21 protein-coding genes are annotated in these 22,794 nt (G+C 52.7%); 2 read left to right on the forward strand and 19 right to left on the reverse strand.

What is annotated here, in order from left to right:
• Window positions 1–75: 75 nt before the first annotated feature.
• The 3 genes from pstS to EOS97_RS27185 all read right to left on the reverse strand — a co-directional run bounded on the left by pstS (window position 76) and on the right by EOS97_RS27185 (window position 3,523).
• The gene (gene pstS / locus EOS97_RS09785; protein WP_000867131.1) at window positions 76–1,116 is read right to left on the reverse strand and encodes a phosphate ABC transporter substrate-binding protein PstS; all 1,041 of its coding nucleotides are present in this window, start codon (window positions 1,114–1,116) and stop codon (window positions 76–78) included.
• Window positions 1,117–1,282: 166 nt separating this feature from the next.
• Window positions 1,283–2,656 (reverse strand): fructose-specific PTS transporter subunit EIIC, encoded by a 1,374-nt coding sequence (locus tag EOS97_RS27180; protein WP_000162555.1) that lies wholly within the window; start codon window positions 2,654–2,656, stop codon window positions 1,283–1,285.
• 48 nt (window positions 2,657–2,704) lie between these two features.
• Window positions 2,705–3,523: a shikimate 5-dehydrogenase gene (locus EOS97_RS27185; protein WP_000166717.1), complete on the reverse strand. Its 819-nt coding sequence runs from the start codon at window positions 3,521–3,523 to the stop codon at window positions 2,705–2,707.
• 94 nt (window positions 3,524–3,617) lie between these two features.
• Between EOS97_RS27185 and EOS97_RS09800 the strand changes: the two genes are divergently transcribed.
• Window positions 3,618–5,375: an SgrR family transcriptional regulator gene (locus EOS97_RS09800; RefSeq protein WP_023166008.1), complete on the forward strand. Its 1,758-nt coding sequence runs from the start codon at window positions 3,618–3,620 to the stop codon at window positions 5,373–5,375.
• A gap of 149 nt (window positions 5,376–5,524) precedes the next feature.
• Here EOS97_RS09800 and glmS read toward each other — a convergent pair whose 3' ends face one another.
• The 16 genes from glmS to asnC all read right to left on the reverse strand — a co-directional run bounded on the left by glmS (window position 5,525) and on the right by asnC (window position 21,649).
• Window positions 5,525–7,354, reverse strand: coding sequence for a glutamine--fructose-6-phosphate transaminase (isomerizing) (gene glmS / locus EOS97_RS09805; protein WP_000334061.1), 1,830 nt, complete (start codon window positions 7,352–7,354; stop codon window positions 5,525–5,527).
• A 188-nt stretch (window positions 7,355–7,542) separates the two neighbouring features.
• On the reverse strand, window positions 7,543–8,913 hold the full coding sequence (glmU, locus tag EOS97_RS09810; protein WP_000934858.1) for a bifunctional UDP-N-acetylglucosamine diphosphorylase/glucosamine-1-phosphate N-acetyltransferase GlmU: 1,371 nt from the start codon (window positions 8,911–8,913) through the stop codon (window positions 7,543–7,545).
• A 319-nt stretch (window positions 8,914–9,232) separates the two neighbouring features.
• Complete coding sequence (locus tag EOS97_RS09820) at window positions 9,233–9,931, reverse strand: Bax inhibitor-1 family protein (protein WP_000009904.1); 699 nt, start codon at window positions 9,929–9,931, stop codon at window positions 9,233–9,235.
• Between the two features lie 230 nt (window positions 9,932–10,161).
• Entirely contained in the window at window positions 10,162–10,581 is a 420-nt protein-coding gene (locus EOS97_RS09825) for a F0F1 ATP synthase subunit epsilon (RefSeq protein WP_001251971.1), read from the reverse strand.
• Window positions 10,582–10,601: 20 nt separating this feature from the next.
• Window positions 10,602–11,984 carry a F0F1 ATP synthase subunit beta gene (gene atpD / locus EOS97_RS09830; protein WP_000190499.1) on the reverse strand — a complete coding sequence of 461 codons (1,383 nt, stop codon included), beginning with the start codon at window positions 11,982–11,984 and terminating at the stop codon, window positions 10,602–10,604.
• Window positions 11,985–12,010: 26 nt separating this feature from the next.
• Window positions 12,011–12,874: a F0F1 ATP synthase subunit gamma gene (gene atpG, locus EOS97_RS09835; RefSeq protein ID WP_000896506.1), complete on the reverse strand. Its 864-nt coding sequence runs from the start codon at window positions 12,872–12,874 to the stop codon at window positions 12,011–12,013.
• A gap of 50 nt (window positions 12,875–12,924) precedes the next feature.
• The gene (atpA, locus tag EOS97_RS09840) at window positions 12,925–14,466 is read right to left on the reverse strand and encodes a F0F1 ATP synthase subunit alpha (protein WP_001176751.1); all 1,542 of its coding nucleotides are present in this window, start codon (window positions 14,464–14,466) and stop codon (window positions 12,925–12,927) included.
• Between the two features lie 12 nt (window positions 14,467–14,478).
• Window positions 14,479–15,012 (reverse strand): F0F1 ATP synthase subunit delta, encoded by a 534-nt coding sequence (gene atpH / locus EOS97_RS09845; RefSeq protein WP_001288957.1) that lies wholly within the window; start codon window positions 15,010–15,012, stop codon window positions 14,479–14,481.
• Between the two features lie 14 nt (window positions 15,013–15,026).
• The gene (atpF, locus tag EOS97_RS09850) at window positions 15,027–15,497 is read right to left on the reverse strand and encodes a F0F1 ATP synthase subunit B (RefSeq protein WP_001052212.1); all 471 of its coding nucleotides are present in this window, start codon (window positions 15,495–15,497) and stop codon (window positions 15,027–15,029) included.
• A 59-nt stretch (window positions 15,498–15,556) separates the two neighbouring features.
• The gene (gene atpE, locus EOS97_RS09855; RefSeq protein WP_000429386.1) at window positions 15,557–15,796 is read right to left on the reverse strand and encodes a F0F1 ATP synthase subunit C; all 240 of its coding nucleotides are present in this window, start codon (window positions 15,794–15,796) and stop codon (window positions 15,557–15,559) included.
• Between the two features lie 46 nt (window positions 15,797–15,842).
• A complete protein-coding gene (gene atpB / locus EOS97_RS09860) occupies window positions 15,843–16,658 on the reverse strand; it encodes a F0F1 ATP synthase subunit A (protein ID WP_000135632.1) in 816 nt (271 codons plus the stop codon).
• 8 nt (window positions 16,659–16,666) lie between these two features.
• Window positions 16,667–17,047: a F0F1 ATP synthase subunit I gene (atpI, locus tag EOS97_RS09865; RefSeq protein ID WP_000116685.1), complete on the reverse strand. Its 381-nt coding sequence runs from the start codon at window positions 17,045–17,047 to the stop codon at window positions 16,667–16,669.
• A 616-nt stretch (window positions 17,048–17,663) separates the two neighbouring features.
• Window positions 17,664–18,287, reverse strand: a complete 624-nt coding sequence (gene rsmG / locus EOS97_RS09870) for a 16S rRNA (guanine(527)-N(7))-methyltransferase RsmG (protein ID WP_001519938.1) — start codon at window positions 18,285–18,287, stop codon at window positions 17,664–17,666.
• Window positions 18,288–18,389: 102 nt separating this feature from the next.
• Entirely contained in the window at window positions 18,390–20,279 is a 1,890-nt protein-coding gene (gene mnmG / locus EOS97_RS09875; protein ID WP_000499872.1) for a tRNA uridine-5-carboxymethylaminomethyl(34) synthesis enzyme MnmG, read from the reverse strand.
• 378 nt (window positions 20,280–20,657) lie between these two features.
• Window positions 20,658–21,101, reverse strand: a complete 444-nt coding sequence (gene mioC, locus EOS97_RS09885) for an FMN-binding protein MioC (protein ID WP_000763722.1) — start codon at window positions 21,099–21,101, stop codon at window positions 20,658–20,660.
• Between the two features lie 89 nt (window positions 21,102–21,190).
• Window positions 21,191–21,649 carry a transcriptional regulator AsnC gene (gene asnC, locus EOS97_RS09890; RefSeq protein ID WP_000433016.1) on the reverse strand — a complete coding sequence of 153 codons (459 nt, stop codon included), beginning with the start codon at window positions 21,647–21,649 and terminating at the stop codon, window positions 21,191–21,193.
• A 150-nt stretch (window positions 21,650–21,799) separates the two neighbouring features.
• Between asnC and asnA the strand changes: the two genes are divergently transcribed.
• On the forward strand, window positions 21,800–22,792 hold the full coding sequence (asnA, locus tag EOS97_RS09895) for an aspartate--ammonia ligase (RefSeq protein ID WP_000845123.1): 993 nt from the start codon (window positions 21,800–21,802) through the stop codon (window positions 22,790–22,792).
• Window positions 22,793–22,794: the final 2 nt, after the last annotated feature.

The raw sequence follows: 22,794 nt of genomic DNA on the forward strand, positions 1-22,794 counted from the left end.
TATCCGGCCTACAACGTGGGCCTGCGGTCGAAACCGTAGGGCGGATAAGCGTAGCGCCATCCGCCAATTCGTTAATTAATACAGCGCCTTACCGTTGCTGTCTTTTATACTGGTCTTCCAGGCGGTACGAACCTGCTCAACAACGTTATCCGGCAGGCTGGCGTAGTCCAGATCATTCGCCTGCTTAGCGCCATTTTTGTAGGCCCAGTCGAAGAACTTCAACACTTCAGCACCCTGCTCAGGTTTCTTCTGCGCTTTGTGGACCAGGATAAAGGTGGTGGAGGTGATTGGCCACACATCGTCACCTTTCTGGTTGGTCAGATCCTGCGCGAAGGTTTTGCTCCAGTCAGCGCCTTTCGCCGCATTAGAGAAGCTCTCTTCCGTCGGGCTTACCGGTTTGCCGTCGGCAGAAACCAGTTTGGTGTAGGCCAGGTTGTTCTGCTTAGCGTAAGCGTATTCAACGTAGCCAATAGCGCCTGGCAGACGCTGTACAAATGCCGCGATGCCGTCGTTACCTTTACCGCCCAGGCCGGTTGGCCAGTTCACGGTAGAACCCGCGCCCACTTTCGATTTCCACTCGTCGTTGACTTTCGCCAGGTAACTGGTGAACACGAAGGAGGTACCGGAACCGTCAGCGCGACGCACCACAGCGATGTTCTGAGAAGGCAGCTTCACGCCTGGGTTCAGTTTGGTGATGGCTTCATCATCCCACTTCTTGATTTTACCGAGGTAGATGTCACCCAGCGTTTTACCATCCAGCACCAGTTCGCCGGATTTGAGGCCTGGAATATTCACCGCCAGCACCACGCCGCCGATCACCGTCGGGAACTGGAACAGTCCTTCCTGATTCAGTTTTTCGTCAGACAGCGGCGCATCGGAAGCGCCAAAATCAACGGTATTCGCGGTGATTTGTTTCACGCCGCCGGAAGAGCCTATCCCCTGGTAATTGACTTTGTTACCGGTTTCTTTCTGGTAGGTATCCGCCCATTTGGCATACACCGGCGCAGGAAACGTTGCACCGGCACCTGTCAGGCTTGCTGCTGCAAAGGCAGAGAACGCGCTCATCGATAAGGTCGCGGCGACAACAGTTGCGACAGTGGTACGCATAACTTTCATAATGTCTCCTGCACGGTTTCGGTAAATCGTTGTTTGAGTTGCTACGATGAGCAAAATAGGACAAATTGATGACAGTTATATGTCTTGATTATGACGGTTTGATGACAATGGAAATAAAAAAAGCTGGCCCGGGGAGACACCAGACCAGCCTGCAGAGGGAGATGAATTAGACTGTTTGCGCAACCGCAGACGGTTTCAACAGCGCATACATCAGGCCGCAGACAATCGTGCCCAGGGCAATCGAGAGCAGATATTGCATCACATGTTCTACCGCATGCGGGATCGCCAGGACAAAGAGGCCACCGTGTGGCGCCATCAGTGTACAACCGAAATACATGGATAGTCCCCCGGCGATTGCGCCACCGACCATCGTAGAAGGGATGACGCGCATCGGGTCACGCGCGGCGAAGGGAATCGCCCCTTCAGAGATAAAGCACAGCCCCAGGATAAAAGATGCATTACCCGCTTCATGCTCAGCGGCATTGAATTTCGCTCTGGCCGCCCAGGTTGCGACGCCCATTCCTAATGCCGGTACCATCCCTGCCGCCATAATGGCCGCCATTGGCATATAAGAATGAGAAGCCAGTAAACCGACGCCGAAGGTATACGCAGCTTTATTCACCGGCCCACCAAGGTCAAAACCTTGCATTGCGCCCAGCAACATTCCCAGCAAAATAGCATTCGTAGAGGTCATATTCCCCAGGAACGTCGTCAGCCCTTCCATCACCGCAGAAACGGGGCCACCCACCACGTAAATCATGATTAGGCCGGTAATCAGCGTAGACAGTAGCGGCAAAACCAGCACAGGCTTAAGCGCTTCCATTGACGCTGGCAGCTTAATATTTTGCGCCAGAAACCGTACGCTGTAACCGGCCAGAAAACCGGCCACAATCCCTCCCAGGAAACCAGCGCCGCACAGGCTGGCCAACATCCCGCCAATAAGCCCCGGGGCCAGACCCGGACGATCGGCAATTGAGAAGGCAATAAACCCAGCCAGTACCGGCACCATCAGCGCAAAGGCCGCCTTACCACCAATTTGAAATAGCGCAGCCGCCAGCGTGCCCGGCTCGTTGAAGGCCTGGATACCGAAGACAAAAGAGAGCGCGATACACAATCCTCCCGCCACCACCAAAGGAAGCATATGGGATACGCCGGTCATTAAATGCTTATAAACGCCAGGTAGCTCTGTTTTACCAGCTGAAGAAGAGCGCCCGGTGCTCCCCTGATAGACCTCGGCGCTATTGAAAGCATTATCCATTTCCTGTGCACTCTTTTTTAGCGCCGCGCCGGTACTGGTGCGATAGAGTCTTTTGCCAACAAAGCCTGACAGATCCAGCTCAATATCCGCCGCGATAATCACCACATCCGCTTGCGCTATCTCTTCCGCGGTCAGCGTGTTCTTCGCCCCGACGGAACCGCGGGTTTCAACCTTGATCCAGTCACCACGCTTGCGGGCTTCAATTTCCAACGCTTCTGCCGCCATAAAGGTATGGGCGACGCCCGTCGGACAGGCCGTCACAGCAACAATTTTTTTAGTCATAGTAGGGTACCCTGTTCTTTTAATTTAAAGAAAAAGCGGGAAAAAATGTTACAGACGTGACCTGGCCGCGGCTTTCTGGAACAGCGCGTCATCCGGGCGAATCCCGGTATAAAGGACAAATTGCTCCACGGCCTGAATAGCAAACACTTCGGAACCGGTAATCACGGTTTTACCGCGTTCACGGGCGTAGCGGATTAGCGGCGTGACGGGCGGTAGCGCCACCACATCAAAGATAACGCTCGCCTTATCCACTTCCTGTTCGGAATAAGAGAGTTTGTCGGCATCATTACCGCCAGCCATTCCGATAGGCGTGGCGTTAATTAACAAATCGGCTTCAATACCCTCGGTATCCGGGCGCCATTCATAGCCATAGAGTTCGGCCAGTTGTTTACCTGACGCTTCATCAATCGCGACAATATAACCACGGGTAAACCCCGCATCCTTCAGCGCGCAGGCCACCGCCTTTGCCATACCACCGCTGCCACGCAAAGCAAACACCAGGTCGGGAGAGACCTTGTAACTCGCCAGCAAGCGAGCTATTGCAATGTAATCGGTGTTGTACGCCTTCAGATGGCCATTGGTATTCACAATGGTATTAACTGAGTGAATGGCCTGAGCAGAAGCATCCAGTTCATCCACCAGCGGAATGCAGGCTTCTTTAAACGGCATAGAGATCGCGCACCCACGGATCCCCAGACCGCGCACGCCGCTAATGGCCTGCGTAAGATCGGTCGGCGAGAAAGCTTTGTAGAGATAATTGAGATCCAGCGCTTCGTACAGATAGTTGTGAAAGCGTGTACCGAAGTTACTTGGGCGTGCCGCCAGGGACATGCAGACCTGAGTGTCTTTATTAATGCGCTTTGTCATGATGAATCCTCATAGAAGTTGCGATAGAGAAAATCATCGGCTAAAAAGGGGATATTAAAAATTGCTCATTCCCGTTCGGGAAATTTCACCTTTTATGACAACCCGGCACACTGAACAAAAATACTTAAAGCTACTCCAGCACTATGGCGATAAGCCCGTTAGCGTGACGCTACAGGAGCTGGCGGATGTGTTGTTCTGCACCCGGCGGCATATGCGTAATCTGTTGCTTCAGATGCAGGAGGCAAAGTGGCTCATCTGGCAATCACAGGCCGGACGTGGGCATCGCGCCCGGCTTCACCTGCGCTATAAACCAGAACAGCTGTTAAGCGAAAAGGCGGAGCAGTTACTGGAGTCTGGTCATGTTGATCAGGCCATTCAGCTGCTGGGTAAAAATAAGCACCAGGTGGCGCAACTGCTGCGCTCAAAACTGGGCTATAGCGTGCGGGCAGACTATCAGCGGCTGTGCATCCCCTATTACCGGACAATGCCGTCGCTGTGCCCCGGCACGCCGTTGCGCCGCTCTGAACAGCATCTGGTCAGGCAGATTTTTAGCGGCCTGACGCGCATAAATGAGGAAAAAGGTGAAGTCGAAGCCGATCTTGCCCACCACTGGCGGCAGATTGATCCACTGCGCTGGCGTTTTTATCTGCGCCCCGCCGTCCTCTGGCATGATGGTCAGGAGCTGACGATCGACGCGGTTATCGCTTCACTGACCCGCAGCGCTAAGCTGCCGTTGTTCTCGCACTTGCAGACCATTCAGGCCACCGGGCCGCTGAGCCTTGAAATTACGCTGGCGCACCCGGATAACCGACTGCCGCTGCTGCTCAGCCATATTGATGCCATGATCCTACCGCCTGACCATACACAACGCGCTGATTTCCCTGCACATCCTGTGGGGACTGGCCCTTATGAGGTGGTGGAAAACAATGGCTTTCATCTGCAAATGAAGGCCTTTGACCACTACTTTGGTCTGCGCGGGCTGCTGGATGAAGTGGAGGTCTTTATCTGGCCGAATTTAACGGAGACAGACAATCTGGCGGAATCGCTGTCGGATAACGACACGGCAGCCTGGCTCAGCTCCAGCCTGAGCGATGAGGATTACGTTTCCGGACGGCTTAGCCAGGTATCAGGCAAACCTTCTGACAGCCTGCGCGAGATGTTTCTTGAGCGTGGAGGATATTTTTTATTATGCGACAGCCGCTCCCCGCACTGGCATACCGCCGAACATCGCCGCTGGCTACGGGAAACACTCAGCCCTTACGCCATACTCCAGCATCTGAGTGAGGCAATTCGCCCCTTCTGGGTACCGGGCGGCAGCCTGCTGTCCTCCTGGTTTCATACTATTGAGGCGGGCCCGGCCTGTTCACCTTTTATCTCGTCGTCGCCCTACGCGAAACTGCGTCTGGCCTATCACGATCAGCACCCTGAATTTCCAATGCTCCTGGATATCATGCAAGAGATCATGCGCCAGCAGGGCATTTTACTTGAGGGCGTTGAGCTGAATTATGATGACTGGGCGAATGGCAAAGCCAATGTGGATCTCTGGCTGGGGACGGTCAATTTCCCCATTCCCGAAGAGTGGAACGTCGGTACATGGCTACTGGGCTCCCCTTTACTGCGCCACGCCATCAGCGGTGGGGATGATGCGCTGCTGGCCCAATGGGAAACCCAGTGGCATGCCGAAACAATCAGCGCGGAACAACTGGTCAGGGAAACCACCCGTTCAGGCTGGCTACAACCGCTTTTTCACCACTGGATGCGACTCAAAAGCCCCGACCGGGCCAGGGGGATCCACCTGAATAACCTGGGATGGTTTGATTTCCGATCCACCTGGATTGAGCCAGGGCCTTAAAGAAGAGAATGTGACCGGGTGCCCGTAGCGCAGGCAGGCGTAGCACCTCTTAGTCGCTCTTCAGCCACCATAGAGAAAGAACAGCGCCTGTCACAGCACACAAAAAAAGGCCGTCTGTCGACGGCCTTCTGCCTGGTACTACATTTGACTTACTCTACCGTCACTGATTTCGCCAGGTTACGCGGCTGGTCAACGTCGGTGCCTTTAATCAGAGCCACGTGATACGCCAGCAGTTGCAGCGGAACGGTGTAGAAGATAGGCGCGATCACTTCTTCCACATGCGGCATCTCGATGATGTGCATGTTGTCACTGCTCACAAAACCCGCATCCTGATCGGCGAAGACGTACAACTGACCGCCACGCGCGCGAACTTCTTCGATATTGGATTTCAGTTTCTCCAGCAGTTCGTTGTTCGGTGCCACCACAATCACCGGCATGTCGGCGTCAATCAGCGCCAGCGGACCGTGTTTCAGCTCGCCTGCAGCATAGGCTTCCGCGTGAATGTAAGAGATCTCTTTCAGCTTCAGCGCGCCTTCGAGCGCAATCGGATATTGATCGCCACGCCCCAGGAACAGCGCGTGATGCTTGTCGGAGAAATCTTCTGCAAGCAGCTCGATGCGTTTGTCCTGCGACAGCATCTGCTCAATACGGCTCGGCAGCGCCTGTAGGCCATGCACGATATCATGCTCAATGGACGCATCCAGACCTTTCAGACGCGCCAGTTTCGCCACCAGCATCAACAGCACGGTTAACTGGGTGGTGAAGGCTTTGGTAGATGCTACGCCAATTTCCGTACCCGCGTTGGTCATCAGCGCCAGATCGGATTCACGCACCAGCGAAGATCCCGGCACGTTACAAATGGCCAGAGAGCCCAAATATCCCAGCTCTTTCGACAGACGCAGGCCAGCCAGGGTATCTGCGGTTTCGCCAGACTGTGACAGGGTGATCATCAGGCTGTTACGGCGCACGGCAGATTTGCGATAACGGAATTCAGAGGCGATTTCAACGTCGCACGGAATACCTGCCAGCGATTCAAACCAGTAACGGGAAACCATACCGGAGTTGTAAGACGTACCGCAGGCGAGGATCTGAATATGCTCAACCTTCGACAGCAGTTCATCGGCGTTCGGTCCCAGCTCGCTTAAATCCACCTGACCGTGGCTGATGCGCCCGGTAAGGGTGTTTTTAATCGCGTTCGGCTGTTCGTAGATCTCTTTCTGCATGTAGTGGCGGTAAATACCTTTATCGCCCGCGTCATATTGCAGATTGGATTCGATATCCTGACGTTTTACTTCCGCGCCGGTGTTATCGAAGATATTTACCGAACGGCGAGTGATTTCAGCGATATCGCCCTCTTCAAGGAAGATAAAGCGACGAGTCACTGGCAACAGCGCCAGTTGGTCAGAAGCGATAAAGTTTTCGCCCATACCCAGGCCAATCACCAGCGGGCTACCAGAACGTGCCGCCAGTAGGGTATCCGGGTGACGGGTATCCATGATCACTGTACCGTACGCACCACGCAGTTGCGGGATAGCACGCAGAACAGCCTCACGCAGAGTACCGCCCTGTTTCAGTTCCCAGTTTACCAGGTGTGCAATCACTTCGGTGTCGGTTTCAGAAACGAAGGTATAGCCACGCGCTTTTAACGCTTCACGCAGCGGTTCATGGTTTTCGATGATACCGTTATGCACCACCACAATGTGTTCAGAAACATGCGGATGCGCGTTAGCTTCTGAAGGTTCACCGTGCGTCGCCCAACGAGTGTGAGCAATACCGGTGCCGCCATGCAGAGGATGTTCTTCCGCTGCCTGAGCCAGCATCTGGACTTTACCGAGGCGACGCAGGCGGGTCATATGACCTTCTGCATCAACCACGGCCAGACCGGCAGAGTCATATCCGCGGTATTCCAGACGACGTAAACCTTCGAGAAGGATTTCAGCTACATCACGCTGCGCGATAGCGCCAACAATTCCACACATAGTTTTATTTCCTGATTATGGCATTACGCCATGCGTTGTCGCTGACCTGTATGCCCGTCGTTGCGGGCGCCCCGAGCCTTGTAGAGAGTGGGGTTATTTTTATAAGTACTGCTCATGGAGCGGAGGATTATTTTATCCTCTCATCTCCGGTCTGCCGGATGGCGCTGACGCTTATCCGGCTTACAAAATCACTTTTTCTTCACCGGACGCTGCCAGCCTTGCTTATGCACCTGCGGCACGCGGCTTAATACCAGTTCATTGTCGGCTACATTACGGGTGACGGTAGTCCCTGCGGCGATGGTGGCCCCTTTACCAACAGTAACCGGCGCCACCAGTTGGGTATCGGAGCCGACAAACACATCGTCGCCAATAACCGTTTTGAATTTGTTCGCACCATCATAGTTACAGGTGATGGTCCCCGCGCCGATATTCACGTTGTCGCCAATTTCCGCATCGCCCAGGTAGGTCAGATGGCCGGCTTTAGAACCTTTACCGAGACGCGCTTTTTTCATTTCAACGAAATTGCCGACGTGAGCGCCCGCTAACAGCTCCGCGCCGGGACGCAGGCGAGCAAACGGGCCGATGGTGCAGGCCGCTTCCAGATGCGCATCTTCCACCACGCTGTATGGGCTAATTTCGCAGTCATCGCCAATAACGCTGTTTTTAATAATGCAGCCCGCGCCGATCTTCACGCGGTGACCGAGCGTTACATAACCTTCGATGATAACGTTAGCGTCAATTTCCACATCCATTCCACAATGAAGGGTGCCGCGAAGATCAAAACGTGCCGGATCGCGCAACATAACGCCGGATAACAGCAGTTTCTCCGCCTGTTCGGCCTGGTAAATACGCTCCAGACGAGAAAGCTGTAGACGGTTATTCACGCCGTCCGTTTCGCTGATGCGAGCCGGATGCACCGCGGCGATTTCCCGTCCTTCCTGATAAGCCAGCGCGATGATATCTGTGATGTAATATTCACCCTGCGCATTATTGTTAGTCAGCTTAGACAACCAGCGTTTCAGGTCCGCGCCGTTGGCGATCAGAATACCGGTGTTAATTTCCTGGATCTGACGCTGTTCATCAGTGGCGTCTTTATGTTCAACGATGCCGGTCACTTTACCGTTTTCACGCGTAATACGGCCATAGCCGCTCGGATCGTCCAGCTTCACGGTTAATAACCCAATACCACCCTGCGGTTTGACATCGCGCAGGCGCTGTAAGGTTTCAACCGAAATCAGCGGCACGTCGCCGTAAAGCATTAAAATATCTTCATCGTCGCTAAAGAAGGGCGCGGCCTGCTGCATTGCGTGACCTGTTCCCAACTGTTCCGCCTGAAGCACCCAGTTCAGCTTGTCATCTTTCAGGGTCTGTTTTAACAACTCGCCACCGTGGCCATAGACCAGATGAACCTGTGCGGCCCCTAATTTAGTAGCTGCATCAATGACATGCTGCACCATGGGTTTACCCGCCAGCGTGTGCAGCACTTTAGGAATATCGGAATACATGCGCGTGCCTTTACCTGCGGCAAGGATCACTACGCTCATAGCACTATTTAACATACGCGTCCTGACTGTAATTTGAGAACGAATTTATACTGTTTCACGTTGAAAATACTACATTTTTTTCATCGTAAAATGGAAGAAGGATAAAACGCTCACCGGGATAAAATCCCCGCCTGCTAATGAATCATTTTCGTTCATTACCGCGCCTCTTGTCTCCTGAAAAGTAAAAACACCCGCGTATTGGCAATGTAGTCCGATGTTTTTGCTGTTTTTTTACTCCATAAATAAAGAAGATAACGAAATAAAGCGCAGGGAAGTCAGAAAAGCAAAAACCAGCGACAGAGGCCGCTGGTTTTCCGTTGCGCGTATTTTTTACTTAATTACGCGACATAAAAATCCGCAAAATATACCAGAACATGGTCGCGATAGAAGCAAACAGATGTAATGCCGCGCCAGCAGGGCGATCGGTAGGGTAATGGTGAATAATGTTAGAAGTATCGTAAAGTATAAACCCGGCGCACAGCAGTACCATCAGCGCAGAAAACCAGACGCCCAGCGAGAAGCCGCAGATGACGCTGGCAATAATCGCGCCAAAAGCAATGAACCCAGCCATAGTCAGAAACGAGCGCAGAAAAGAAAAGTCTTTTTTTATAGAAAAAGCGGTAAACGTCAGGCCGCCGACCAGCAACAGAGTCGTTATTGCCGCCGCGCCAATGCTCGACGGGTTAATATACGCCGCCACCGTTAACAGGGGGGCAAAAATCAGGGATTCTGCCAACACATAAATCCCCAGCCCGATAAGTTGCGTTTGATTATTCCCCGCATTATCCGCCAGACGGGTCGCCAGCATTCCCACCAGCATAAAAGCGCCGAGAACAACCAACCAGCTATATCTTCCACCAGCCAGCAGCACATCAAGCGCATACTCCCCGACCCCTATAAAACTCCACGCCGCGCTCAATACGATAAAACCGACGATGGCGACGGCGAGATGAAGATAAGCACGACGAATAAAGGTAGTACGATCAATCCTTGAGTCGGGTTGTGGACCCGCAAAGGATGGCTGAAATGACATAGTAATAATCCCTCATTTTATGCAATAAAAACGCATCCATTCCTCCCTTCTTCGCACAATGTGCAGATGCCAATGACAGAAAGAAGGATTTAATGAAAACAGCGCTGTCGCTGAAAACGCGTCGCCTTCAGCCGCTTGTTTTTGTCGTTGCTAGTTTATCGAATAAAAATTGAGAGGATAAAAAAAAAACCAGTCCGCAATCAGACTGGTTTTATGCTTTCAAGCCGGTGTTACATCGCTTTTTTGGTCAACTCGATAACGCGCAGTTTAGCGATCGCTTTGGCCAGTTCCGCAGACGCCTGAGCGTAATCCACGTCACCGTGCGAGCTCTTAATGTGCTCTTCGGCTTTACGCTTCGCTTCCAGGGCTCGCGCTTCGTCGAGATCCTGACCGCGAATCGCGGTATCCGCCAGAACGGTCACGCTGCCAGGCTGCACTTCCAGAATGCCGCCGGACAGATAGATAAACTCTTCATGACCGTGCTGCTTAACGATGCGAATCATACCAGGCTTAATGGCGGTGAGTAGCGGCGCGTGCCCCGGGTAAATCCCCAGTTCGCCTTCGCTACCCGTAACCTGGATTTTCTCGACCAGACCGGAGAACATTTGTTGCTCCGCGCTGACGACATCCAGGTGGTAAGTCATTGCCATATCACCCTCCGATTAAGGCGTTAAAGTTTTTTGGCTTTTTCCACGGCTTCGTCGATGGAACCGACCATGTAGAACGCCTGCTCCGGCAGGTGATCGTATTCGCCTTCCATGATGCCTTTAAAGCCACGGATGGTGTCTTTCAGGGAGACGTATTTGCCCGGAGAACCGGTAAATACTTCCGCCACGAAGAACGGCTGGGACAGGAAGCGCTGAATTTTACGCGCGCGTGCTACCACCAGTTTATCTTCTTCAGACAGTTCATCCATACCGAGGATGGCGATGATGTCTTTCAGTTCCTGATAACGCTGCAGGATGGACTGAACGCCACGCGCGGTGTCGTAGTGTTCCTGACCAACAACCAGCGGATCCAGCTGACGGCTGGTGGAGTCCAGCGGGTCAACGGCCGGGTAGATACCCAGGGATGCGATCTGACGGCTCAGTACTACGGTTGCATCTAAGTGAGCAAAGGTCGTTGCTGGGGATGGGTCAGTTAAGTCATCCGCAGGTACGTATACCGCCTGTACGGAGGTGATAGAACCAGTCTTGGTGGAGGTGATACGTTCCTGCAGAACGCCCATCTCTTCCGCCAGAGTCGGCTGGTAACCTACCGCTGAAGGCATACGGCCCAGCAGTGCGGATACTTCCGTACCGGCCAGGGTGTAACGATAGATGTTATCGACGAACAGCAGTACGTCACGACCTTCGTCACGGAATTTCTCCGCCATGGTCAGACCGGTCAATGCAACGCGCAGACGGTTTCCCGGCGGCTCGTTCATCTGGCCATACACCAGGGATACTTTATCGATAACGTTGGAGTCGGTCATTTCGTGGTAGAAGTCGTTACCCTCACGAGTACGTTCACCTACGCCCGCAAACACAGAGTAACCGGAGTGCTCGATCGCGATGTTACGGATAAGCTCCATCATGTTTACGGTTTTACCTACACCCGCACCACCGAACAGACCGACTTTACCGCCCTTCGCGAACGGACACATCAGGTCGATAACTTTGATACCGGTTTCCAGCAGTTCCTGAGAGTTTGACAACTCTTCGTAGGAAGGCGCTGCGCGGTGAATCGCCCAACGTTCTTCTTCGCCGATCTCGCCTTTCATGTCAACCGGTTCGCCCAGGACGTTCATGATACGACCCAGCGTGGCTTTACCTACCGGGACTTCGATCGGGTGTTCGAGATCTTTTACATCCAGACCGCGACGCAGACCGTCAGAAGACCCCATCGCGATGGTACGCACGATACCGCCGCCAAGCTGCTGCTGAACTTCCAGCACCAGCTTCTCATTACCATTCTGCACCTCAAGAGCATCGTACACGCGTGGTACGGCATCCTGAGGGAACTCGACGTCGACCACGGCGCCGATTACCTGGACAATCTTTCCAGTAGCCATCTTAAATCCTCTACGAAATAACCTGGTTAAACCGCGGCGGCCCCCGAGACGATCTCGGTGAGTTCCTGAGTAATGCTGGCCTGACGAGCTTTGTTGTATACCAACTGCAGCTCTTTAATCAGGCTGCCGCCATTATCGGTTGCGGCTTTCATCGCCACCATTCGTGCGGCCTGCTCGCTGGCCAGGTTTTCTACCACGCCCTGATAAACCTGAGACTCCACATAACGACGCAGGAGAGTATCCAGCAGCGCTTTCGGGTCTGGTTCATACAGGTAATCCCAGGCTTTACGCTTCAGATCATCATCTTCTGACGCCGGCAGCGGCAGCAGTTGAGTGATCGTCGGCACCTGAGACATGGTGTTAATAAATTTGTTGCTGACAATGTAAAGCTTGTCCAGACGGCCTTCGTCGTAGGCCTGCAACATCACTTTAACCGGACCGATCAGTTCGGACAGAGAAGGGTTATCCCCCATACCTGTCACCTGAGCGACAACGTTGCCGCCTACGGAATTAAAGAATGACACGCCCTTAGAGCCGATCATTGCGAGTTCGCACTGAACGCCTTTATCGGACCATGCCTTCATATCCGCCAGCAGCTTTTTGAACAGGTTAATGTTCAAGCCACCGCACAAACCACGGTCGGTCGACACTACCAGGTAGCCCACGCGTTTAACGTCGCGCTCTTCCAGGTAGGGGTGCTTATATTCCAGATTACCGTTCGCAAGGTGACCAATCACTTTGCGCATGGTCTCTGCATAAGGACGGCTGGCCGCCATGCGATCCTGCGATTTACGCATTTTGGAAGCGGCGACCATCTCCATCGCTTTAGTGATCTTTTGCGTGTTCTGGACGCTTGCGATCTTACTACGTATCTCTTTTGCGCCGGCCATGAGCTTCTCCTCAATGCCTTACGGCCTGCCCTAAGGCAAGCCGCCAGACGTTACCAGGACTGGGTTGCTTTGAAGGAATCGAGGATGCCTTTCAGCTTGCCTTCGATTTCGTCGTTATAGCCACCGGACTGGTTGATCTCTTGCATCAGCGGAGCGTGATCACGGTCGACGTAAGCCAGCAGTGCGGCTTCGAAGCTACCGATTTTCGCCAGTTCGACATCCGCCAGATAACCACGTTCTGCTGCGAACAGAACCAGAGACTGCTGCGCGACGGACATCGGCGCATACTGTTTCTGTTTCAGCAGTTCGGTCACTTTCTGACCGTGGTCAAGCTGTTTACGGGTGGCATCGTCAAGGTCGGATGCAAACTGAGAGAACGCCGCCAGTTCACGATACTGCGCCAGCGCGGTACGAATACCACCGGACAGTTTTTTCATGATCTTGGTCTGGGCTGCGCCACCTACACGGGATACCGAGATACCCGGGTTAACCGCAGGACGAATACCGGCGTTAAACAGGTTAGATTCCAGGAAGATCTGACCATCGGTAATCGAAATTACGTTGGTCGGAACGAACGCGGAAACGTCACCTGCCTGCGTTTCGATAATCGGCAGCGCGGTCAGAGAGCCGGTTTTCCCTTTCACTTCACCTTTGGTGAAGGCTTCGACGTAGTCGGCGTTAACACGCGCAGCACGCTCCAGCAGACGAGAGTGGAGGTAGAATACGTCGCCCGGGAATGCTTCACGTCCTGGCGGACGACGGAGCAGCAGGGAGATCTGACGGTAAGCAACAGCCTGTTTAGACAGGTCATCGTAAATGATCAGCGCATCTTCACCGCGGTCACGGAAATATTCGCCCATTGCGCAACCGGCATACGGCGCCAGATATTGCAGCGCAGCGGATTCGGACGCGGTCGCCACCACAACAATGGTGTTAGCCAGCGCGCCGTGTTCTTCCAGTTTACGCACCACGTTAGAGATGGTGGACGCTTTCTGGCCGATAGCGACATAGATACATTTGATGCCGGAGTCGCGCTGGTTGATGATGGCATCGATAGCCAGTGCGGTTTTACCGGTCTGACGGTCACCGATGATCAGTTCACGCTGACCACGACCGATTGGGATCATGGAGTCAACGGCTTTATAGCCGGTCTGCACCGGCTGATCGACAGACTGACGATCGATAACGCCCGGCGCAATCGCTTCAACGGCAGAGAAGCCGTCATTATCAACCGGACCTTTACCGTCAATTGGCGCACCCAGGGTGTTCACCACACGTCCCAGCAGACCGCGGCCAACCGGAACTTCCAGGATACGACCCGTACATTTAACCTTCATGCCTTCGGCAAGGTCAGCGTATGGACCCATGACTACCGCACCCACGGAGTCGCGCTCCAGGTTCAGTGCGATAGCGTAACGGTTACCCGGCAGGGAGATCATTTCACCCTGCATACAATCGGCCAGGCCGTGAATGCGGATAACACCGTCACTGACAGAAACAATAGTACCTTCGTTGTGAGCTTCGCTCACCACATTGAACTGAGCAATGCGCTGCTTGATCAGTTCGCTGATTTCGGTGGAATTCAGTTGCATGCTCCAGTCCCCTTAAGACTGCAAGACGTCTGCAAGGCGCTCAAGACGGCCGCGTACGCTGCCATCAATGACCATATCACCCGCCCGGATGATAACGCCTGCCATTACAGACTTATCGATTTTGCAATTCAGCTTCACTTTGCGTGACAGACGTTTTTCCATCGCGGCGCTGATTTTCGAAAGCTGCTCTTCACTCAATGCGGTTGCCGACGTAACTTCTACCTCGGAGGTAGCTTCACTGGCGGCACGCAGATGAATAAACTGCTCCAGAACATCCGGGAGCGCGTTCAGACGATTATTTTCAGCCATCACCCGAATCAGGTTCTGACCGTTTTCGTCTAACTGCTCACCGCAGACTGCGATAAACGACTCAGCGAGCGTTTCCGGCGCCAGCGCGCCAGAGAGAAGCTCTGCCATTTGTTCGTTCTTGGTTACCTCGGCGGCAAACGCCAGCATATCCTGCCAGCGCTCTACACTTTGGTGTTCAACGGCAAAGTCAAAAGCTGCTTTGGCGTAGGGGCGAGCTACCGTAACAAATTCAGACATCAGCCCCTCCCTCCTTACAGTTCAGCGACAAGTTTATCCACGATGTCGCTGTTAGCAGCTTCATCCACGGAACGTTCGATGATCTTCTCGGCGCCAGCAACAGCCAGGATAGCAACTTGCTTACGCAGCTCTTCACGGGCGCGTTTACGCTCGGCTTCAATTTCCGCCTGCGCCTGCGCCACGATTTTAGTACGTTCCTGCTCTGCTTCAGTTTTGGCTTCGTCCAGGATCTGAGCGCGGCGTTTATTTGCCTGCTCAATGATTACCTGAGCTTCCGCTTTCGCTTTTTTCAGCTGGTCGGTCGCGCTGGCCTTTGCAAGGTCAAGATCCTTATGTGCTCGTTCAGCAGAAGCGAGACCGTCAGCAATTTCTTTCTGACGTTTCTCGATGGCTGCCATTAACGGCGGCCATACGTACTTCATGCAAAACCAGACAAAGAGAATAAACGCGATGGCCTGGCCGAGGATTGTTGCGTTAAGATTCACAGCACAATGCCTCTATCTAGTTAACCTTCTGATATTGCTCTTAATTCAAGCAACGCTTACTACGCGACAGCGAACATCACGTACAGACCCAGACCTACAGCGATCATCGGGATAGCATCCACCAGACCCATAACGATAAAGAACTGAGTACGCAGCAGAGGAATCAGATCAGGTTGACGCGCCGCGCCTTCCAGGAATTTACCCCCGAGGATGCCGATACCGATCGCAGCACCGATTGCCGCCAGACCCATCATCACAGCGGCAGCCATGTACAGCAGATCCATATTCAGGTTTTCCATGACAGTCTCCAGTTTGTTTCAGTTAAAACGTAGTAGTGTTGGTAAATTAATGCTCTTCGGACGCCATCGACAGATAGACAATCGTCAGAACCATGAAAATGAAGGCTTGCAGCGTAATAATCAGGATGTGGAAAATGGCCCACGGCACATTCAGAATCCACTGTGACCACCACGGCAACAGACCAGCAATCAGAATGAAAATCAGCTCACCGGCATACATGTTGCCGAACAGTCGCAGACCGAGAGAAACCGGTTTGGACAGCAGACTTACCCCTTCAAGGATTAAGTTGACAGGAATGAACGCCCAGTGATTGAACGGCTGCAGCGTCAACTCTTTTGCGAAGCCGCCGATGCCTTTCATTTTGATGCTGTAGAACAGAATAAGGATGAATACGCCCAGCGCCATCGACAGGGTGATGTTGACGTCAGCAGACGGCACCACGCGCGTTGCCGGCAGACCCAGCCAATGCTCAGCGATATACGGCAGCAGGTCGATAGGCAGTAAGTCCATCAGGTTCATAAGGAATACCCAGACGAAAATCGTCAGGGCCAGCGGCGCAATCAGCTTGCTTTTGCCATGGTACATGTCTTTGACGCTGCCATGCACAAAGCCGACTATCAGCTCAATCGCGGTCTGAAACTTGCCTGGCACGCCGCTGGTCGCTTTTTTAGCAACGCTACGGAACATCACCAGAAACAACAGACCCAGCACCACCGAGAAGAACATGGAGTCAATATTGAGCGTCCAGAAGGTGGCTGGGGGGTTCTGCGGATCCACCAGCGAGAAAGTACGCAGGTCCAGCTGAAGGTTATTCAGATGGTGTCCTATGTATTCCTGCGGCGTCATATTTTCTGAAGCCATGATGCCTTTTACCCTTTGTTGTTAATTACAGCCGGCGCCAGTATCTGAACCACCAGCACCAAAACCCACGTAACGATCAGCGGCAAAAACACCGCCTTTAAAACCGCCAACGCCACCACCAGTAAAACCAGCATCGCTAACACCTTGAAGGCTTCACCGAAGGCGAAAGTCCAGGACACGCGGCCCTTAGCAGGTGTATGCGCCTGGTGACGCCAGGCAAATATCATAAACAACATATTAGGCAGTGCCACTGCCAATCCCCCACATACTGCGGAGATGCCCCAGAAGGGGTCTTTGAGGCAAAACAGCAATCCACTTGCTATTACCGCCAGAAACTGAATGAACAGAAGCTTACGAGCAACGTTTCGACTCACGAGCGACACAGACATCACGTTTTTACTCCTGCTCACTTCGAGGTATGCCGCGTGTCGTATAAAACGTTCTTTAAGACTTAGAGTCAAGCATCAAAAAGCGGTCAAATTATACGGTGCGCCCCCGTGATTTCAAACAATAAGTAGCCAAAAGGTGAATAAATGTTTAAATATTTTTCTCTGGCCCGCATTTTTAACTTTTAGCCAAAGTGTGAACGATCGTACAAAACTGCAAATAGCGCGAAAACACTGGCGATAAAGCGTGCACCAGATCACACATTAAACATATTCATGCTTACGCAATTCATTTACGTGTCAATTCATGCCTTTTCATCTTTTTGATATTTAAGCGTAAAACCAGGTACTGTTTTAAAAATACCAGCTTACACCTTAAAAACGCCCCATTGACATTTATAATAAAAATTTAACAAGCAAAAGTGATTTTTCGATTCGATTTTTAGCAGACTGATATTTACAAAGTTGATTACTCTCTGTTTTAACAAAAGAAGCGACGTTGTCATGTTGAAACGAAACCGTAAATCCAGAGTTAAATGTAACAACGCTGAAATGCGTTATACCTGTCGATTTTTAACACAAGCCGCGTCGTTTTTTTTTCTATTTTTTTTGATAAAAATTAAACTTTGTTTGACTTAATAATCACCAGATGCCGCTCGCCTTCCAGTTGCGGAACGCGTAATTTTTCAACAGATTCGACGCTAAAATTGTCAGGTAGTGAGGCAATTTCATCCCCTGGCAATTGCCCTTTTAAGGCATAAAAACGCCCTTTCTCTCCCGGCAGATGGTGACACCAGCTCACCATATCATTCAACGATGCGAAAGCGCGGCTGATAACGCCATCAAACGGTGGTTCTGAGGGATAGGCTTCAACGCGGCTTTGAACCGGCGTGATGTTTTCCAGTTTCAGTTCGTGCTGGACCTGACGCAGAAAACGTACCCGCTTGCCCAGGCTGTCGAGTAAGGTGAAATGCGCGTCAGGGAGAACAATAGCCAGCGGGATGCCCGGCAGCCCCGGTCCTGTTCCTACGTCGATAAAACGCTGTCCCTGAAGATACGGCGCAACGACTATGCTGTCGAGAATATGGCGTACCAACATTTCGTTGGGATCCCGCACTGACGTCAGGTTGTATGCTTTGTTCCATTTGTGCAGCATATCAACGTAGGCGACCAGCAGCGTTTTCTGGTGATCGGTAAGAGAAATACCGGCATCAGCCAGCAGACGAGAGAGTTTGTTGAGCACGGTCATTACCTGTTAATAATCAAATGCCCGATGCGCTTTCGCTTATCGGGCCTACAAATTTGTAGGGCGGGCAAGCGAAGCGCCCCCGCCAAATTAGTGTTATCAAGCGCTACGACGCAGCATACCTTGTTTTTTCAGCCATACCAGCAGAATGGAGATTGCCGCTGGCGTAACGCCGGAGATACGCGATGCCTGGCCGATAGACGCCGGTTTATGATCGTTCAGCTTGGCGATAACTTCGTTCGACAGACCGGAAACCTGACGATAATCCAGCGTGGCAGGCAGCAACGTATTCTCGTTACGTAGTTGTTTTTCAATCTCATCCTGCTGGCGAGCGATATAGCCTTCGTATTTGACCTGGATTTCCACCTGCTCAGCGGCTTGCTCATCTTCAAGCGCAGGCGCGAATGCGGCAAGCGAAGTGAGCTGCGCGTAGGTCATTTCCGGACGACGCAACAGATCTTCGCCGCTGGCCTCACGGGAGAGAGGCGTGGTCAAATGCGCATTCACTTCATCGGCGGATTCCGCAGACGGCGTTACCCATGTCGATTTCAGCCGCTGACGTTCGCGTTCGATATTTTCCAGCTTCTCGTTGAATCGCGCCCAGCGTTCATCATCCACCAGACCCAGCTCGCGGCCCATTTCGGTCAGACGCAGATCGGCGTTGTCCTCACGCAGCATCAGGCGATATTCGGCGCGGGAGGTAAACATGCGATACGGCTCTTTGGTGCCCAGCGTACAGAGATCGTCCACCAGCACGCCGAGATAAGCCTGAGAACGCGCAGGCGCCCAGCCCTCTTTGTCGGCGGAAAGACGCGCGGCATTCAGACCAGCGAGCAAGCCCTGCGCCGCAGCCTCTTCATAGCCGGTAGTACCGTTGATTTGACCAGCAAAGAACAGGCCGTGAATAAATTTACTTTCCAGAGTCGGTTTCAGGTCGCGCGGGTCGAAGAAATCATACTCAATCGCGTAACCAGGGCGAACGATCTTCGCGTTCTCCATGCCCTGCATGGAACGGACAATCTGCATCTGTACATCGAACGGCAGGCTGGTGGAGATACCGTTAGGGTAAATCTCGTTAGAGGTCAGTCCTTCCGGCTCAAGGAAGATCTGATGCTGGTTACGATCGGCAAAACGCATCACCTTGTCTTCGATCGAAGGACAGTAGCGTGGGCCGATCCCTTCGATCACGCCAGCGTACATTGGGCTACGATCGAGGTTATTACGAATCACGTCATGGGTTTTCTCATTGGTATGCGTGATGTAACACGGCACCTGTTGCGGATGCTGAGAAGCATTCCCCATAAACGAGAAAACCGGCATCGGGTTATCGCCATGCTGTTGAGCCAACACGCTGAAATCGATAGTACGCGCATCAATACGCGGCGGTGTGCCGGTTTTCAGGCGGCTGACGCGTAGCGGAAGCTCACGCAGACGGCGAGACAGCGGGATGGATGGCGGATCGCCAGCACGACCGCCGCTGTAGTTATCCAGACCAATATGAATTTTGCCGTCCAGGAAGGTTCCGACGGTCAGCACCACCGCTTTCGCACGGAATTTGAGCCCCATTTGGGTCACAGCGCCGACAACGCGATCGTTTTCGACAATCAGATCTTCAACCGCTTGCTGGAAGATCATCAGATTCGGCTGATTCTCCAGCGCGGTACGCACCGCCTGGCGGTATAAGACTCGATCCGCCTGAGCCCGGGTAGCGCGAACGGCCGGACCTTTGCTGGCGTTTAGTATCCTAAACTGAATACCTGCCTGATCGATCGCTTTCGCCATCAGACCGCCGAGCGCATCCACCTCTTTTACCAGATGTCCCTTTCCAATACCGCCGATCGCCGGGTTGCAGCTCATCTGTCCCAACGTGTCAATATTGTGTGTCAAAAGCAGAGTCTGTTGACCCATACGCGCTGCGGCCATCGCGGCCTCAGTGCCTGCATGACCCCCGCCAATAATAATGACGTCAAAAGGATCCTGATAAAACATGGTAATTGCCTCGCATAACGCGGTGTGAAAATGGATTGAAGCCCGGGCGGTGGATTCTACTCAACTTTAGCCGATGGAGAAAGCCCCGGGATCCGGGCTATTAAAAAGAAGATCTTTTTATTTAGAGATCTGTTCTATTGTGATCTCTTATTAGGATCGCACCAGGCTGTGGATAACCCGGATCCTGTAATAAAGATCAATGCGTTGGAAAGGATCACTAGCTGTGAATGATCGGTGATCGTGGCCCGTATAAGCTGGGATCAAAACGGGTACTTATACACAACTCAAAAAGTGAACAACGGTTATTCTTTGGATAACTACCGGTTGATCCAAGCTTTCCACCAGATTTATCCACAATGGATCGCACGATCTTTACACTTATTTGAGTAAATTAATCCAGGATCCGAGCCAAATCTCCGCTGGATCTTCCGGAATCTCATGTTCAAGGATGTTGATCTTCAGTGTTTCCCCAACCTGTTTTGCGCCAGCGCCTTTCAGTTCCGCTTCTATTTTCTCAATCGCGCCGCAAAACGTGTCGTATTCTCGACTACCAATGCCAATTGCGCCGAAACGTACCGCGGAAAGATCGGGTTTCTGCGTCTGAAGGTCTTCATAGAAAGGGGTCAGGTTGTCCGGAATGTCTCCGGCGCCGTGCGTTGAGCTGATTATCAGCCAGATCCCGGAAGTTGACAGATCCTCTAATAACGGACCGTGCACCGTTTCGGTTGAAAAACCGGCAGCTTCCAGCTTTTCCGCCAGATGTTCCGCGACGTATTCGGCGCCGCCCAGGGTGCTGCCGCTGATAAGAGTAATGTCTGCCATTGATCGCTCGCTCAGGTAAAGAGGCTGCATTGTACTCTGTGAACGAGCTGGGATCTACCTGTGGAAAAATGTGGGATTAAAAAAGCCGATCATGGCTTGATGGTGCGCATGATCGGGTTCTGCAAGACGATCAGTGTCTCAGTGGACTGAATTTCATCAATTGTTTGGATCTTGTTGATAAGTACGTGCTGAAGCGCGTCGATTGATTTGCACATCACTTTTATAAAGATGCTGTAGTGACCGGTGGTGTAATACGCTTCCGTCACCTCATCCAGGCTTTCCAGCCGGGCCAGTGCGGAGGGATAGTCTTTGGCGCTTTTGAGGATGATGCCAATAAAGCAGCCCACATCGTAGCCCAGTTGTTTAGGGCTGACGTCAATCCGTGCGCCCGTAATGATCCCGGCCTGCTTCATTTTCTCGACGCGAACGTGAATGGTTCCAGGGCTAACGCCAAATTGTTTGGCCAGTTCGGCGTAGGCGGTGCGGGCATTTTCCATTAAGGCGTCAAGTATGCCGCGGTCCAGATTGTCGATCTGATAATTTTCCATCGCTTTTTCTTATGCAGATTAATGATTATCTCTATTTTAGCCATTATTTTTAACGAATCAAAACCGAAGTTAGCTTTTTATCTGTTGATTATTGAATAGTGCTCTCGTTTTGTTGCTTAATCATAGGCAACAGGACGCAGGAGTAAAAAAATGAAAACCGCTTACATTGCCAAACAACGTCAAATTAGCTTCGTGAAATCACATTTCTCTCGCCAGCTGGAGGAGCGTCTGGGTCTGATTGAGGTCCAGGCGCCGATCCTGAGTCGCGTAGGAGATGGTACGCAGGATAATTTGTCCGGCTGTGAAAAAGCGGTGCAGGTAAAAGTGAAAGCATTGCCTGACGCCCAGTTCGAAGTGGTGCATTCACTGGCGAAGTGGAAACGTCAAACCCTGGGGCAGCATGACTTCAGCGCGGGCGAAGGGCTGTACACGCACATGAAAGCCCTTCGCCCCGATGAAGACCGACTCTCTCCGCTCCACTCGGTCTATGTGGATCAGTGGGACTGGGAGCGTGTCATGGGCGATGGCGAGCGCCAATTTTCCACCCTGAAAAGCACAGTAGAGGCTATATGGGCAGGTATTAAGGCGACGGAAGCGGAAGTGCATAAACAGTTTGGTCTGGCGCCGTTCCTGCCAGAGCAAATTCAGTTTGTTCACAGCCAGGAGCTGTTGTCTCGCTATCCGGATCTGGATGCGAAAGGGCGCGAACGCGCGATCGCCAAAGAACTTGGCGCCGTTTTCCTGGTGGGGATCGGCGGTAAACTGAGCGATGGCCACCGCCATGATGTACGCGCGCCGGATTATGATGACTGGAGCTCCGCATCTGAGCTGGGCTACGCCGGTCTGAACGGCGATATCCTGGTGTGGAACCCGGTGCTGGAAGATGCGTTTGAGCTTTCCTCTATGGGTATCCGCGTAGATGCCGATACGCTGATGCGCCAGCTGGCGTTGACCGGTGATGAAGATCGCCTACAACTGGAGTGGCATCAGGCGCTGCTGCGCGGCGAAATGCCGCAGACCATCGGCGGCGGGATTGGGCAGTCTCGTCTGACGATGTTGCTGCTGCAATTGCCGCATATTGGTCAGGTGCAGTGCGGCGTATGGCCCGCGCAGGTTCGCGAAAGCATTCCTGCTATTTTATAAGC

This window comes from Salmonella sp. SSDFZ54 (assembly GCF_004010735.1).
GTDB lineage: Bacteria > Pseudomonadota > Gammaproteobacteria > Enterobacterales > Enterobacteriaceae > Salmonella > Salmonella enterica.